The sequence below is a fragment of the Pseudomonas linyingensis genome, from assembly GCF_900109175.1.
Lineage (GTDB): Bacteria > Pseudomonadota > Gammaproteobacteria > Pseudomonadales > Pseudomonadaceae > Geopseudomonas > Geopseudomonas linyingensis.
On record NZ_FNZE01000010.1, the window covers coordinates 124331 to 138691 of the forward strand.

The window sequence follows — 14361 nt, forward strand, 5'->3', positions numbered from 1 at the left end:
CCTGCGCAGAATCAGCTCCAGTCATGAAACGACCATTTCAGGAGCAGGGGCATGATCGACATCCGTGGACTGAGTTACTTCGTTGCCCAGGTCGGCAATCTCGGCGACTGGCAATGCTACGCCGAGGACGTGCTGGGCATGCCCACCAGCCCCGCGCCGGGCGGCGGCCTGTACGTGAAGATGGACGAACGTCCGTTCCGCATGCTGGTGGTCGAGGGCGATTCGCCGCGCTACCTGGCATCGGGCTGGGAGCTGGCCGGCGAGAAGGCCTTCCGCAACGCCATCGCGCACCTCGAGGCCAAGGGCATCGAGTGGCAGGCGGGCAGCGCCGAGGAGGTCGAGCAGCGCGGTGTGCAGGCGCTGGCCATCGTCGTCGACCCGGCGGGCAACCGCCACGAACTGTCGTGGGGCCATCGCTCAGATTGCCTGCCGTTCGTCTCGCCGCAGGGCGTGCCGCGCTTTCTCACCGGCGACATGGGCCTCGGCCACACCGTGCTGCCGGCGCCGAACTTCGACGCCACCCTGTCCTTCGCTACCGAGGTGCTGGGCTTCGAGGTCTCCGACATCTTCAACTTCCGCCCGGACCCGAACGGCCCGGCGACCCGCATCCACTTCCTGCATTGCGCCAACGCCCGCCACCACAGCCTGGCGCTGGCCGAGTACCCGGTGCCGAGCGGCTGCGTGCACGTGATGGTCGAGGTCGACTCGATGACCGAGGTGGGTCGCGCCCATGACCGCATGCAGGCCCATGGCGCGCCGCTGTCGGCGACCCTCGGCCAGCACCTCAACGACCGCATGACCAGTTTCTACATGAAGACCCCCTCGGGCTTCGACCTGGAGTACGGGTACGGCGGCCTGCAAGTCGACTGGGCCGAACACAGCGCCTTCGAGTTCACTCGCGTGAGCATCTGGGGCCACGACTTCTCCGCCGGCCGTCAATAAGGAGCACATAGATGAACAAGCAACTGACGGCGGCCGATGCGGTCGCCCAACTGCGCGACGGCATGACCGTCGGCTTCGGCGGCTGGGGCCCGCGGCGCAAGCCGATGGCCATCGTCCGCGAGATCCTCCGCTCGGACGTCAAGGACCTCACCGTGGTCGCCTACGGCGGCCCCGAGGTCGGCATGCTCTGCGCCGCCGGCAAGGTGAAGAAGCTGATCTTCGGCTTCGCCACCCTCGACGCCATCCCGCTGGAGCCGTGGTTTCGCAAGTGCCGCGAGGCCGGCCAGCTCACCGAGCTGATGGAGCTGGACGAAGGCATGTTCCAGTGGGGCCTGCGCGCCGCCGGCATGCGCCTGCCGTTCCTGCCGACCCGCTGCGGTCTGGCCACCGACGTGCTGACCCACAACCCCGAGCTGAAAACCATCGCCTCGCCCTATGCCGACGGCGAGGTGTTGCTGGCCATGCCGGCGCTCAACCTCGACGTGGCCTTCCTGCACGTCAACGAGGCCGACCGCCTGGGCAACACCCTGGTCACCGGCCCGGACCCGTACTTCGACCACCTGTTCGCCCGTGCCGCCCAGCAGTGCTTCGTGTCCTGCGAGCGCCTGCACGAGCGCCTCGAGCTGACCGCCGCAGAGGCTCGCGGCAACACCTTCGAGCGCTACCTGGTGACCGGCGTGGTGCACGCGCCCTTCGGTGCCCACCCGACCTCCTGCCCGTCCGACTACGGCTGGGACATGAGCCACTTCAAGCGCTACGTCGCCAGTGCGGCGGAAGAGGGCGGCTGGCAAGCCTACGTCGACGAGTTCGTGACTGCCGGCGAGCTGGCTTACCAGGACAAGAACGGCGGCGCCGAGCGCCTGGGCAAGCTGCCCCTGCCGGTATTCTGAGGAGGATGCGCGATGACCGATACCTGTGATTTCACCCTGGCCGAACTGCTGATCGTCGCCGCCTCGGAAGCCTGGCGCGGCAACGGCGAGGTGCTGGCCTCGGGCCTGGGCGTGATCCCGCGCCTGGGCGCCAGCCTCGCCAAGCTCACCCACAGCCCGGAACTGCTGATGACCGACAGCGAGGCGTTCCTGGTCGAGGAGCCGATTCCGCTCGGCCCGCGCGGCGACTACGTGCCCAAGTACTCGGGCTACCTGAGCTTCGAGCGGGTGTTCGAGTGCGTGTGGGGCGGTCGCCGCCACGCGATGATCGGCCCGACCCAGGTCGACCGCTGGGGCCAGACCAACCTGTCGGCGGTCGGCGACTACCGCCAGCCGAAGATCGCCATGCTCGGCGTACGCGGTCTGCCGGGCAACAGCATCAACCACGTCAACTCGTTCTTCGTGCCCAACCACGGTCCGCGCGTGTTCGTCGCCGGCGAGGTGGACATGGTCTCCGGCGTCGGCTTCAAGCCCGAGCGCTGGCTGGAGGGCTCGCGCCGCGACCTGATGGACATCCGCCACGTGGTCACCGACCTGTGCGTGATGGACTTCGGCGGTCCCGACCGCGCGGTGCGCGTGCGCTCGCTGCATCCGGGGGTGAGTTTCGCCGAGGTGCAGGAGAAGACCGGCTTCCCGCTGCTGGCCGCCGACGACATGGGCGAAACCGCCCATCCGAGCGCCGAGCAGCTGGCGATCATCCGCCGCCTCGACCCGCACGATCTGCGCGCCTCCGCCCTCAAGGGCAATCCGCCCGGCATCCGTGCCGCTACCCAGGCCTGAGGAGTCCGCCATGAGCGTCCCGAGCAGCGACAGCGAATTCGTCACCCGCAGCGACACCTCGGTCTACGAGACCGACGAGCCGGTGCTGTACGCGGTAGAGGCGGGCATCGCCAGCCTGACCCTGAACCGCCCGGCGTTCAACAACGCGCAGAACTCGCAGATGACCTACGCCCTCGACGCGGCCCTGCGCCGCGCGGTGGACGACGACGAGGTCAAGGTGATCGTGCTGCGCGGCGCCGGCAAGCACTTCTCCGCCGGCCACGACATCGGCACGCCGGGGCGCGACATCAACAAGCCGTTCGAACGCGCGCATCTGTGGTGGGACCACACCAACAAGCCTGGCGGCGAGTACCTCTATGCCCGTGAGCAGGAGGTCTACCTCGGCATGTGCCGGCGCTGGCGCGAGCTGCCCAAGCCGACCATCGCCATGGTCCAGGGCGCCTGCGTGGCCGGCGGACTGATGCTGGCCTGGGTCTGCGACCTGATCGTCGCCAGCGACGACGCCTTCTTCCAGGACCCGGTGGTACGCATGGGCATCCCGGGGGTGGAGTACTTCGCCCATCCCTACGAGATGAACCCGCGCATCGCCAAGGAATTCCTCATGTGCGGCGACCGGATGCCGGCCAGCCGCGCCTACGAGGTGGGCATGGTCAACCGCGTGGTGTCGCGCGATGAACTGGAAGCCGTGACCTACGCGCTGGCGGCGAAGATCGCCACCCAGCCGCGCATGGGCCTGGCGCTGACCAAGCAGGCGATCAACCACGTCGAGGATCTGGCCGGCAAGCGCAGCGCGATGGACGCAGTATTCGGCTGGCACCACTTCGCCCACGTGCATAACGAACTGCTGTCCGGCGACAAGCTGGGTGGCTACGACGCCAAGGCCATGGCCAAGGCCAACAAGCAGGCCGCGGCCAGCGAAGGGGAAAGCGCATGAGCGCCCTGCTGCAGACCCCGCTGACCGAGGCGCTCGGCTGCCGCTACCCGATCGTGCAGACCGCGATGGGCTGGGTGGCCGACGCCAACCTGGTGATCGCCACCACCCGCGCGGGCGGCTTCGGCTTCCTCGCCGGAGCGACCATCCCGGCCGCCGCGCTGGAGGGCGAGATCCAGAAGGTGATCAAAGCCACCGGCGGCAGCAACTTCGGCCTGAACTTCCACATGTTCCAGGAGAACGCCGCGCAGTGCGTGGATCTGGCGATCCAGTACCGCCTGCGCGCGGTGAGCTACGGCCGCGGCCCGGACAAGCAGACCATCGCCCGCTTCAAGGCCGCCGGCGTGCTGTGCATCCCCACCGTCGGCGCGCTCAAGCACGCGCAGAAGGCCGTCGAGCTGGGCGCCGACCTGATCACCATCCAGGGCGGCGAGGGCGGCGGCCACACCGGCGGCGTGCCGACCACCATCCTGCTGCCGCAGGTGCTGGACGCGGTGAAGGTGCCGGTGATCGCCGCCGGCGGCTACTCGACCGGGCGTGGACTGGCTTCGGCCTTGGCCGCCGGCGCCGCCGGCATCGCCATGGGCACACGTTTCCTGATGACCAGCGATTCGCCGACCCCCAAGGCGACCCTGGAACGCTACCTGAAGGTCAATGACCCGCAGCGCATCCGCGTCACCCTGGCGGTGGACGGCATGCGCCACCGGATGATCGACAACCCGTTCATCAACCGTCTGGAAGGCGCCGGCCCGTTCGGCCGCCTGCGCATCGCCCTGTCCAGCGCCTGGCAGTGGAAGCAGCAGACCGGCATGAGCTTCGGCCACATGCTCGGCGTGCTGCGTCAGGCGCTCAAGGAGGATCCGGGTGCGGTGTCGCAGACGGTGATGGCCGCCAACCAGCCGGTGCTGCTGCAGCGCTCGATGGTCGACGGCTTCCCCGACGAGGGCATTCTGCCCAGCGGCCAGGTGGCCGCCGCCATCGGCGAGCTGCAGAGCTGCCAAGAACTGATCGAAGAGATGGCCGCCGAGGCCGAGCGTTGCCTGGCTGCGCTCTGTGCCCGCCAGGCAGCGGCGAAGACCGCGCCGGCCATCTCCTGAATCCCGCCATGCCTACCAGGAGCCAACAACAATGAGCCAGGCATTCACTACCCGTATCGAGGCGGGCATCGCCGAACTGACGATCGCCAAGCCGCCGGTCAACGCGCTGGACAGCCAGGAGTGGCTGGGCCTGGCGCGCTCGATCGACGAGCTGGGCGCCAACCCCGACGTGCGCGTCATCGTCATCCGTGCCGAGGGCCGCGGCTTCTGCGCCGGGGTCGACATCAAGGAACTCGACGCCCATCCCGAGCGCATCGTCGCGGTGAACAAGGGCAACTACGAGACCTTCCGCGCCGTGCACCGCTGCCCGGTGCCGGTCATCGTCGCGGTGCACGGCTTCGTGCTCGGCGGCGGCATCGGCATCACCGGCGCGGCTGACATCGTGCTCGCCGCCGAGTGCGCCACCTTCGCCCTGCCGGAAGTCGACCGCGGCGCCATGGGCGGCGGCGCCCACCTGCAGCGGCTGTTCCCGGTGCAGAAGGTGCGCTACCTGTTCTTCACCGGCGACAAGATCGGCGCCCGCGAGGCCGAGAAGTACGGCTTCATCGAGCGCGTGGTGGCCAAGGAGCAGCTGCGCGAGACCGCCCTGGAGATCGCCGCGAAGATTGCCGCCAAGAGCCCGGAAATGATCCGCATCGCCAAGGAGGCGCTCAACGGCATCGAGGACGGCAACCTGGAAGACAAGTACCGCTGGGAGCAGGGCTTCACCCTGCAGGCCTACACCAGTCCGGACTCGGCGGAGACCCGCCGGGCCTTCGTCGAAAAGCGCGACGCCAAGTTCTGAGGACGCACCATGGACCTTGCCTATACCCCGAAACAACAGGCCTTCCGCGCCGAGGTGCGGGCCTGGCTGGCGGACAACCTGCCGCGTAAGCCGCTGGCCAGCTACGACACCCGCGAAGGCTTCGAGCAACACCGCGAATGGGAAAGCCGCCTGTTCGACGCCCGTCTGTCGATGGTGATGTGGCCGGCCGAGCTGGGCGGGCGCGGCTGCGACCTTACCGAGTGGCTGATCTTCGAGGAGGAGTACTACGGTGCCGGCGCACCGATGCGCGTCAACCAGAACGGCCAGCTGCTGCTCGGCCCGACCCTGATGGAGTTCGGCACCGAGGCACAGAAGCAGCGCTTCCTGCCGCGCATGGCCGCCAGCGCCGACATGTGGGCGCAGGGCTGGTCGGAGCCCAATGCCGGCTCGGACATGGCGGCGATCACCAGCAAGGCGATCCGCGATGGCGACCACTATGTGCTCAACGGCCAGAAAACCTGGTCGACCCGGGCGATCTTCGCCGACTGGCTGTTCGGCCTGTTCCGCAGCGATCCGGCCTCCAGCCGCCACCACGGCCTGTCCTTCCTGCTGGTGCCGCTGAACACACCCGGCGTGACCATCCGCCCGATCAAGGCGCTCAACGGCAAGGACGCCTTCGCCGAGGTGTTCTTCGACGACGTGCGCGTGCCGGTGGACAACCGCATCGGCGCCGAGGGGCAGGGCTGGAACGTGGCCATGGCCACCGCCGGCTTCGAGCGCGGCCTGCTGCTGCGCTCGCCGGCGCGCTTCCAGTACACCGCACGCAAGCTGGTCGAGCTGTACCGCGCCAACCGCGCCAGCGCCGACCGCGACCCGAGCATCGGCGAGGCAGTGACCCAGGCATGGATGGACGCCGAGGCCTACGCGCTGTCCGCCTACCACACGGTCGGCCGCCTGGCCCGCGGCGCGCGCATCGGCGCCGAGTCGAGCACCAACAAGATCTTCTGGTCCGAGCTGGACCTGCGCATGCACGAAACCGCCATGCGCATCCTCGGTGCGCGCGGCGAGCTGCTGGAAGCCAGCGAAGGCGAGGCCAACGGCTGGCTGGAGGGCTTCCTGTTCGCCCAGGCCGGGCCGATCTACGCCGGCACCAACGAGATCCAGCGCAACATCATCGCCGAGCGCATGCTCGGTCTGCCGAAGTAAGGAGCGGGCCATGGACTTCACCTTTACCGACGACCAGCTCGCCTTCCGCGAGGCGGTCAGCCGCTTCCTGATGACCGAGGCGGCCCCCGAGATGCTCCGCGACGTCTGGGAAACCGACGCCGGCCGCTCCCCCGAGCTGCGCAACAAGATCGCCGAACAGGGCCTAACCGCCCTGTCGGTGCCCGAGGCCTGCGGCGGCCTGGGCATGGACGACGTCGCCTGGTCGCTGATGACCCAGGAACTGGGCTACTACGCCATCCCCGACTCGCTGGCCGACACCGCCTACATCGCCGCCGGCCTGCTGTCCGCGCTGCCCGAAGGCAGCGCCGGGCGCGACGACGCGCTGGCGCAGATCGCCGACGGCAGCATCCGCGTCGCCGTCGGCCATCCGGTCAACCCGCTGGTGGCCGACGCCCACCTGGCCAATTACCTGCTGCTCGCCCACGGCGACGAGGTGCACCTGGTGCCGCGCCAGCTGGTCGACGTGATCGCCACGCCGAGCATCGACGCCTCGCGCCGCCTCAGCCAGGTGGTCTGGGAGCCGAGTTCGGCGACCCGTGTGGCTGCCGGCGAGAAGGGCCGTGCGCTGTGGGCGCAGACCCTGGATCGCGGTGCCCTGGCGGTGGCCGGCCAGGCCTTGGGCCTGGCCCAGCGCATGCTCGACCTGTCGGTCGACTACGTCGCCCAGCGCAAGCAGTTCGGCAAGCCGATCGGCAGCTTCCAGGCGGTCAAGCACCACCTGGCCGACGTCGCCACCAAGGTCGAGTTCGCCAAGCCGGTGCTGTATCGCGCCGCCCACGCTCTGGCCAGCGGCGCTCGCGACGCCTCGGTGCACGTCTCCCACGCCAAGCTGGTGTGCGGTGAGGCCGCCTGGCTGGCCGCCCGCCACGGTATCCAGGTGCACGGCGCCATGGGGTACACCTGGGAGGTCGATCTGCAGATGTTCATGAAGCGGGCCTGGGCGCTCGACGCCTCCTGGGGCGACCGCGCCTTCCACAAGTCCCGGGTGGCCGGCTTCGTGCTGGCCGACGGCGCCCCGTTGGGGCCGGGCAACACCTTCGAGGAATGATCCATGGCTGAAGCTTATATCGTCGACGCCCTGCGCAGCCCGACCGGCAAACGCAAGGGCGGTCTGTCCCACGTGCACGCCATCGACCTCGGCGCCCATGTGCTCAAGGCGCTGGTCCAGCGCAACCCGATCCCGGCCCACGAGTACGACGACGTGATCTTCGGCTGCGTCGACACCATCGGCTCGCAAGCCGGCGACATCGCCCGCACCAGCTGGCTGGCCGCCGGCCTGCCGCTCAACGTGCCGGGCACCACGGTCGACCGCCAGTGCGGCTCGTCGCAGCAGGCCGTGCACTTCGCCGCCCAGGCGGTGATGAGCGGCACCCAGGACGTGGTCGCGGTCGGCGGCGTGCAGACCATGACGCAGATCCCGATCTCCTCGGCCATGCTCGCCGGCCAGCCGCTGGGCTTCGCCGATCCGTTCTCCGGCAGCAAGGGCTGGCAGGCGCGCTTCGGCGACCAGCCGGTCAACCAGTTCTACGCCGCCCAGCGCATTGCCGATCATTGGCAGCTCAGCCGCGCGCAGATGGAAGCCTTCGCCCTGGAAAGCCACCAGCGCGCCCTGAGCGCCATCGCCGGCGGACGCTTCACCCGCGAGATCGTGCCGCTCGAAGGCGTCTGGTACGACGAGACGCCGCGCGAAACCACCCTGGAGAAGATGGCCAGCCTCGAAACGGTGGGGGCCGAATATCCGTCGATCACCGCCGCGGTATCCAGCCAGACCTGCGACGCCTCGGCGGCGCTGCTGGTGGTCTCCGAGGCGGCACTCAAGCGCTACGGCCTCACCCCGCGGGCACGCATCCACCACATCAGCGTGCGCGGCGACGACCCGATCTGGCATCTCACTGCGCCTATCGAGGCAACCCGCCACGCCCTGAAGAAGGCCGGCATGACGATGAACGACATCGACCGGGTGGAAATCAACGAGGCCTTCGCCTCGGTGGTGATGGCCTGGGCCAAGGAGCTGGACTACGACCCGGCGCGCACCAACGCCAACGGCGGCGCCATCGCCCTCGGCCACCCGCTGGGCGCCACCGGCGCGCGGCTGCTGACCACGCTGCTCCACGAGCTGGAGCGCACGGGCGGCCGCTACGGCCTGCAGACCATGTGCGAAGGCGGCGGCCAGGCCAACGTGACCATCATCGAGCGGCTGTAGCACCGGCTGATCGTCGGAACTCCTGGCTTGTAGGGGCGAATTCATTCGCCTTGACCGGGTGTTCTGGCGAATGAATTCGCCCCTACAGACTGAGCTTCGCTGCGCCTCGCGCGGCGGAACCACCAGATAAGGAAGACAACACCATGGCTATCTGTGCAGGAAGAACCGTGATCATCACCGGCGCCGGTGGCGGGCTGGGCCGCGCCTACGCGCTGGCCTTCGCCGCCGAGGGCGCCAACGTGGTGGTCAACGACATCCGTCAATCCGCCGCCGAGGACGTCGCCGGCGAGGTCCGCGCCGCCGGCGGGCAGGCCATCGCCAACTCCGACGACATCACCCGCCTGGAAAGCGCCCAGCGCATTGTCGACGCCGCCCTGGCGGCCTTCGGCGAGGTGCACGTGCTGGTCAACAACGCCGGCATCCTGCGCGACCGCATGTTCCTCAGCCTGAGCGAAGAAGACTGGGACCTGGTCATGCAGGTGCACCTCAAGGGCCACTTCTGCCTGGCCAACATCCTCGCCCGCCGCTGGCGCGACCAGGCCAAGGCCGGTCAGCCGGTCGATGCGCGGATCATCAACACCAGCTCCGGCGCCGGTCTGCAGGGCTCGGTGGGGCAGTCCAACTACTCGGCGGCCAAGGGCGGCGTCGCCGCGCTGACCCTGGTGCAGGCCGCCGAACTCGGCCGCTACGGCATCACCGCCAACGCCCTGGCCCCGGCGGCGCGCACCGCGATGACCGAGAGCGCCATGGCCGAGGTGGTCAAGAAGCCCGAGGACGGCAGCTTCGACCTCTGGGCTGCGGAGAACGTCGCGCCGCTGGTGGTCTGGCTGGGCAGCGAGCAGTCGCGCCACGTCACCGGCCAGGTGTTCGAGAGCCAGGGCGGGCGCATCTCCCTGGGCGACGGTTGGCGCACCGGCGTCACCCGCGACAAGGGCGCGCGCTGGCTGCCGCAAGAAGTCGGCACCGCCATTGACGAGATCCTCGCCCAGGCGCCGAAGGCGCAGAAGGTCTGGGGGACCTGAGAGACGTAGCGCCCTGTCCGGCCAGTCGGCCGGGCAGGGCGGCGGATCTTCCGATGCGGCCAGCCACGGCAAGCGTGGCTGGCCGCTGTCGTTTTCGACGCCACGCTGCCTCGTCGGTGCGACGTCTCCGTGCGGGTTGAATATCTTTTCCAGTGCCGCTCATGCACCTGTGATTTTCGCCGGCGAATGGCAGTAAACTGTCTCGCGATTTGATCGCCAGCCCGAAAATAACAACACAAGCCCCGCCCGGACCGCCCAGCGGTAGCGGCAGCTGGGGCGCATGAGAGGCTACCGTGATGCACAGTCACGCCCATTCCCTTGCGACTCGTTCGGCGAGCGACAGGTTGCCCTTCGCCGGGCAGCCCTGGTTGTCATCCCGCGATCTGGATGAGGTGGCAACACTGCTCAGCAGCCAGGTCGAGGAGCGCAGCCTGCAGCCCGGCCGGCGCGGTCAGGCCAATATCCGTTTCAACATGCAGACGATGCCGCAGCTGAAGCTGTTCGGCGCCGACTGGGGGCTGGAGATCGGAGTCCGATCGCTGCCGCTGGCCAGCTGGCATGGCATCCTGACCCTGCAGGGCGGGGTGACCAGCCGTCCGGACGGGCAGTGCGCGGCGGCCGGCGAGCTGCTGCTGTTCACTCCCGGACACGAGGTGGACGTGGTCTGGCACGAGGGGACGCAGGCGGTGGTGATCGCTCTGGATGCGTCGTGCTTATCCGATCATGTGATGCGCCACCATCAGCGCGAGGTGGTGCGCTTGCCTGCCCAGGCCCAATTGATCGGGCGTGAGCACCCGGCCCTGGTCAGCCTCGGCAACCTTCTCAGTCTGGTAGACAGCGAAGCGGGCCGTCCCTCGGGGCTCTTGGCGACCCCCATAGGCCAGCAGCACCTGCAGCAGCTGTTCTGCGAGAACCTGCTGCATCTGATCCCTTCCCTGAGCACCCTGCCGCAGCGCAGCCTGCTGCCCGGCACGGTGAAGCGGGTGGTGGACTTCATCCATGCCCATCTCGACCAGCCGCTGTGCATCAGCCAACTGGTGGCCGTCAGCGGCGCCAGCCGGCGCAGCCTGGAGCAGGCGTTCCAGCGCAGCCTAGGCATCAGTCCGCAGCGCTACATCCAGCGCTGCCGGCTCGATGCGATCCGCGAGCTGCTGCTGCGCCACCAGCCGGGCGAGCTGCAGCTCTCCGAGCTGGCCTTCCGCTGGGGCTTCGCCCAGCCCAGCCATTTCACCACGGCCTACAAGCAGGCCTTCGGCGAGCTGCCGTCGCAGACCCTGGCCCGCCAGCCCTGAACCAGGCGGGGTCAGCCCCGCCGCGCTTTCCGCCCTAGTGCCCCGAAAACGCGACACCCCGCGAGGACGTCCTCGCGGGGTGTCATGCGTCTTGCCGGGTGTTACTTGAAGCAGTGCTCGTACAGGCAGGTCTCGAAGCCGTACTTGATCTTCACCGGGCCGAGCAGCACGTTGTTGCGCTGCACGTAGGCGTCCCACTCCTTGGTCAGCTCGGCCAGCTTGGCTGGTTCCTGCTTGGCCAGGTCGTGGGCCTCGACCGGGTCCTTGGCCAGGTTGTACAGCTGCCACTGCGCGGTGCCGTAGGGCGCGGTCATCCAGGTCATCTTCCAGTCACCCTTGCGCAGGGCGCGGCGGCCGAACAGCTCCCAGCCGACGGCGCGCTCGGGCATGGCCTGGCCGTGCAGGCCGGGCAGCATGGACACACCCTGCATGGGCTGCACCTCGCGGCCACGGAACTGCGTGCCGGGGTGCTCAACACCGGCCAGCTCGAGGATGGTCGGCATGACGTCCATCACGTGGAAGAACTTGCCGTTCAGCTGGCCGGCCTGCGCCTTCAGGCTGGAGTGGCTGAGGATCACCGGCACCGTGGTGCCGCCCTGGCTGGTGAAGCCCTTGAAGAACGGGAAGGGCGTGGCGCCGACCTGCGCCCACTGCGCGCCGTAGTCGATATAGGAGCCCTTGCGGCCCATGTTCTCCAGGCGGTTGTCGAAGTCCTTGGCCATCCATTCGCGGTTGCCGGGCAGGTCCACCGGACTGTTGCCGTCGGCACCGTTGTCGGACATGAACAGCACGAAGGTGTTGTCCAGCTTGCCGCTCTGGCGCAGGTAGTCGAGCATGCGGCCGATATGGTGGTCCATGTTGTCGACCATCGCGGCGTACACCTCCATGCTGCGCGCCTCGCGCTGGCGCTCCTCGTCGCTGAGCTGTTCCCAGGTCGGCAGCCCGCCCTCCATCGGCGTGTTGGCCTCGATGCCGGCCGGCACGATGCCCAGCTCCTGCATGCGCTTCAGGCGCTGCTGGCGCAGGGCTTCGTAGCCCTCGGCGTAGCGGCCCTTGTACTTGTCGATCCACTGGTCCGGCGCATGCAGCGGCCAGTGCGGCGCGGTGTAGGAAAGCACGGCCATGAACGGCTTGTCCTGCGCCTTGTCCTGCTCGATGTACTGGATCAGGCGGTCGGTGTAGAACTCGCTGGAGAAGAAGCCCTTGGGTACCTCGACCTGCTTGCCGTCTTCGCGGTAGATGGCCTTGGGATCGACGCTGATGATCGCCTTCTGGTCATCGAAGTGGCTGGCGCCGCCTTGCACCAGGATGAACGAGCGGTCGAAACCGCGCGCCTTGGGGCTCAGCTCCTCGGTGCGGCCCAGGTGCCACTTGCCGGTGGTGTAAGTCTTGTAGCCGGAGTCCTGCATCACCTCGGCGAGGTTGGCGACGCGCTGGTTCAGGTAGCCTTCGTAGCCCGGCTTGCCCTTCTGGAAGTCCTGAGTCAGTTCGCCCATGTTGCCCAGGCCCGCCTGGTGGTTGTCGGTGCCGCTGAGCAGCATCGAGCGGGTCGGCGAGCAGGTCGGCGCGGCCTGGAAGTTGGTCAGGCGCACGCCCTCGCTGGCCAGGGCGTCGAGGTTGGGCGTCTCGATCTCGCCGCCGAAGCTGCCCAGGTCGCTGTAGCCCATATCGTCGGCGATGATGATGAGGAAGTTCGGCTTGTCGGCGGCCTGACTGCTCAGACTGACAAGGCCGGTGATGCAGAGCGCCAGGCTCAGGTGCCTCAGATTCATGGTGGTGTCTCTCTTCTTCTTGTTGTTGACGGCCATGGCTGGCCGGATCGCACTCGGGAGCGCGACAGTCGGCCTACCAGAGCTTCCAGGTGTAGGTGGCGATCAGCCTGTTCTCGTCGTAATCGCTGCCGTGCTGGAATTTGGCGTCGATGTTCATCCAGGCCAGGCCGACGCCCTTGAGCGGGCCGCTCTGCACCACGTAGTTCAGCAACAGGTCGCGCTCGCTCTCGCTCGAATCGCTGAGGTTGCCGCCACGGTCGATGCCGGTGCCGCGCAGATAGCGGGTCATCAGTCGCAGTCCTGGCATGCCCAGAGCGGCGAAGTCGTAGTCGTAGCGTGCCTGCCAGGAGCCCTCGTTCGGCCGGATGAAGGCCACCGCCGACCAGTTGACCAGATGGGGCTGCGGGGTGAAGCCGTTCAGGGTGGGGAAGGCGCTGTCGCCGAGCATGCGCTGGTAGCCCAGGCTGAAGGTGTGGCCGCCTTTTGTCAGGGCGCCCAGCAGGCCGTAGGCGCGATTGTCGATGTCGCCGTACAGCGCCTCGCCATCCTCGCGGTTGTCGTAGTAGCGCAGGTCGGTCTTCAGAGCGTAGCCAGCGCCGAGGTCGACGTTGTGGGCCAGGCCCAGGTAGTGCTGCTGGTAGATGTCTTCCAGTTGGCCGTAGAAGTAGGTGGCCGACAGGCCCGGCGTGAAGGCGTAGGTGCCACCGGCGAAGTTCAGCCCGTCGCTGGGCCGGCGCGGACCGTTGGGGCGGGTGAACAGGTACAGCTTCTCGTGATCGGAGGATTCGCGGGTGCTGATCTCGTTGAAGCGGCCGGCGGTCAGGCTCAGCCCGTCGATTTCCTGCGAGGCGATCTGGAAGCCGTGGAAGGTGCTGACCAGCTGGCGGGAATCGTCGAAGTAGGCCACCGGCAGGCGCGGACGATGTTCGCCGACCGTGAGTTCGGTCTTCGAGTAGCGCACCTTCGCGGTCAGCGCCGAACGGCCGTAGTCCTGCACCTGCTCGCCCTTGCTGTCGTCGTAGGGCAGGACGGTATCCGGTCCGCGCCCGCCGCCGCCGTCGAGGCGGTAGGCGTACTGCGCCGAGGCATCCAGGCCGAACTGCACGGGGCCTTCGGTGTAACCGGACTGGAAGCGCAGGTCGAAGCCCTGGCTCCAGCTGCCCACCCGGGAGATCGGCGCGGCGTCGCCGCGGAAGTCGCGATCCAGATAGAAGTTGCGCAGGCCGAGGTTGAGCTGGCTGTCTTCGACGAAGTCGGCGTGAGCCGCCAGCGGGCAGAGCACGCCGAGCAGGCTGGCCGCCCTGACGCAGGCAGCCGCCCGGCCGAGCGGGCCGGGTGTCCGGCGCTGTCGGGCGGCGCCGGGGTGTGGAATGGCGATGGAAGGCATGACGGTTGTTGCCATGGAAATCTCCGCAGGGGTC

At 68.5% G+C, this 14361-nt stretch carries 13 protein-coding genes; 11 read left to right on the plus strand and 2 right to left on the minus strand.

What is annotated here, in order from left to right:
* Positions 1 to 51 precede the first annotated feature (51 nt).
* From BMZ19_RS13625 to BMZ19_RS13675, 11 genes are all read left to right on the plus strand, one after another.
* Complete coding sequence (locus tag BMZ19_RS13625) at positions 52 to 942, plus strand: VOC family protein (protein WP_090311755.1); 891 nt, start codon at positions 52 to 54, stop codon at positions 940 to 942.
* Between the two features lie 11 nt (positions 943 to 953).
* Positions 954 to 1832, plus strand: a complete 879-nt coding sequence (locus BMZ19_RS13630; protein ID WP_090311756.1) for a CoA transferase subunit A — start codon at positions 954 to 956, stop codon at positions 1830 to 1832.
* A gap of 12 nt (positions 1833 to 1844) precedes the next feature.
* The gene (locus tag BMZ19_RS13635) at positions 1845 to 2651 is read left to right on the plus strand and encodes a CoA-transferase subunit beta (RefSeq protein WP_090311758.1); all 807 of its coding nucleotides are present in this window, start codon (positions 1845 to 1847) and stop codon (positions 2649 to 2651) included.
* Between the two features lie 10 nt (positions 2652 to 2661).
* The gene (locus BMZ19_RS13640) at positions 2662 to 3585 is read left to right on the plus strand and encodes an enoyl-CoA hydratase (RefSeq protein WP_090311759.1); all 924 of its coding nucleotides are present in this window, start codon (positions 2662 to 2664) and stop codon (positions 3583 to 3585) included.
* Positions 3582 to 4679, plus strand: a complete 1098-nt coding sequence (locus BMZ19_RS13645; protein WP_090311761.1) for an NAD(P)H-dependent flavin oxidoreductase — start codon at positions 3582 to 3584, stop codon at positions 4677 to 4679. The genes BMZ19_RS13640 and BMZ19_RS13645 overlap by 4 nt, the downstream gene beginning before the upstream one ends.
* A gap of 31 nt (positions 4680 to 4710) precedes the next feature.
* Positions 4711 to 5463: an enoyl-CoA hydratase family protein gene (locus BMZ19_RS13650; RefSeq protein ID WP_090311762.1), complete on the plus strand. Its 753-nt coding sequence runs from the start codon at positions 4711 to 4713 to the stop codon at positions 5461 to 5463.
* Positions 5464 to 5472: 9 nt separating this feature from the next.
* A complete protein-coding gene (locus BMZ19_RS13655) occupies positions 5473 to 6630 on the plus strand; it encodes an acyl-CoA dehydrogenase family protein (protein WP_090311764.1) in 1158 nt (385 codons plus the stop codon).
* 10 nt (positions 6631 to 6640) lie between these two features.
* A complete protein-coding gene (locus BMZ19_RS13660) occupies positions 6641 to 7699 on the plus strand; it encodes an acyl-CoA dehydrogenase family protein (RefSeq protein ID WP_090311766.1) in 1059 nt (352 codons plus the stop codon).
* Between the two features lie 3 nt (positions 7700 to 7702).
* Complete coding sequence (locus tag BMZ19_RS13665) at positions 7703 to 8854, plus strand: acetyl-CoA C-acetyltransferase (protein ID WP_090311768.1); 1152 nt, start codon at positions 7703 to 7705, stop codon at positions 8852 to 8854.
* Between the two features lie 143 nt (positions 8855 to 8997).
* Positions 8998 to 9876 carry an SDR family oxidoreductase gene (locus BMZ19_RS13670; RefSeq protein WP_090311771.1) on the plus strand — a complete coding sequence of 293 codons (879 nt, stop codon included), beginning with the start codon at positions 8998 to 9000 and terminating at the stop codon, positions 9874 to 9876.
* 392 nt (positions 9877 to 10268) lie between these two features.
* Positions 10269 to 11168 (plus strand): AraC family transcriptional regulator, encoded by a 900-nt coding sequence (locus tag BMZ19_RS13675; RefSeq protein WP_244517219.1) that lies wholly within the window; start codon positions 10269 to 10271, stop codon positions 11166 to 11168.
* Between the two features lie 101 nt (positions 11169 to 11269).
* On the opposite strand, the gene BMZ19_RS13680 is transcribed toward BMZ19_RS13675, so the two are convergent.
* Both BMZ19_RS13680 and BMZ19_RS13685 read right to left on the minus strand, forming a co-directional pair.
* Positions 11270 to 12940: an arylsulfatase gene (locus BMZ19_RS13680; protein ID WP_090311904.1), complete on the minus strand. Its 1671-nt coding sequence runs from the start codon at positions 12938 to 12940 to the stop codon at positions 11270 to 11272.
* A gap of 73 nt (positions 12941 to 13013) precedes the next feature.
* Positions 13014 to 14342, minus strand: a complete 1329-nt coding sequence (locus tag BMZ19_RS13685; RefSeq protein ID WP_244517221.1) for an OprD family porin — start codon at positions 14340 to 14342, stop codon at positions 13014 to 13016.
* Positions 14343 to 14361 lie beyond the last annotated feature (19 nt).

Bases quoted from the DNA above. Each gene is read 5' to 3' on its own strand.
- BMZ19_RS13660 (WP_090311766.1), top strand. From the start codon at position 6,641: ATGGACTTCACCTTTACCGACGACCAGCTCGCCTTCCGCGAGGCGGTC.
- BMZ19_RS13670 (WP_090311771.1), top strand. From the start codon at position 8,998: ATGGCTATCTGTGCAGGAAGAACCGTGATCATCACCGGCGCCGGTGGC.
- BMZ19_RS13645 (WP_090311761.1), top strand. From the start codon at position 3,582: ATGAGCGCCCTGCTGCAGACCCCGCTGACCGAGGCGCTCGGCTGCCGC.
- BMZ19_RS13665 (WP_090311768.1), top strand. From the start codon at position 7,703: ATGGCTGAAGCTTATATCGTCGACGCCCTGCGCAGCCCGACCGGCAAA.
- BMZ19_RS13680 (WP_090311904.1), bottom strand. From the start codon at position 12,940: ATGAATCTGAGGCACCTGAGCCTGGCGCTCTGCATCACCGGCCTTGTC.
- BMZ19_RS13635 (WP_090311758.1), top strand. From the start codon at position 1,845: ATGACCGATACCTGTGATTTCACCCTGGCCGAACTGCTGATCGTCGCC.
- BMZ19_RS13650 (WP_090311762.1), top strand. From the start codon at position 4,711: ATGAGCCAGGCATTCACTACCCGTATCGAGGCGGGCATCGCCGAACTG.
- BMZ19_RS13685 (WP_244517221.1), bottom strand. From the start codon at position 14,342: ATGGCAACAACCGTCATGCCTTCCATCGCCATTCCACACCCCGGCGCC.
- BMZ19_RS13655 (WP_090311764.1), top strand. From the start codon at position 5,473: ATGGACCTTGCCTATACCCCGAAACAACAGGCCTTCCGCGCCGAGGTG.
- BMZ19_RS13630 (WP_090311756.1), top strand. From the start codon at position 954: ATGAACAAGCAACTGACGGCGGCCGATGCGGTCGCCCAACTGCGCGAC.
- BMZ19_RS13625 (WP_090311755.1), top strand. From the start codon at position 52: ATGATCGACATCCGTGGACTGAGTTACTTCGTTGCCCAGGTCGGCAAT.
- BMZ19_RS13640 (WP_090311759.1), top strand. From the start codon at position 2,662: ATGAGCGTCCCGAGCAGCGACAGCGAATTCGTCACCCGCAGCGACACC.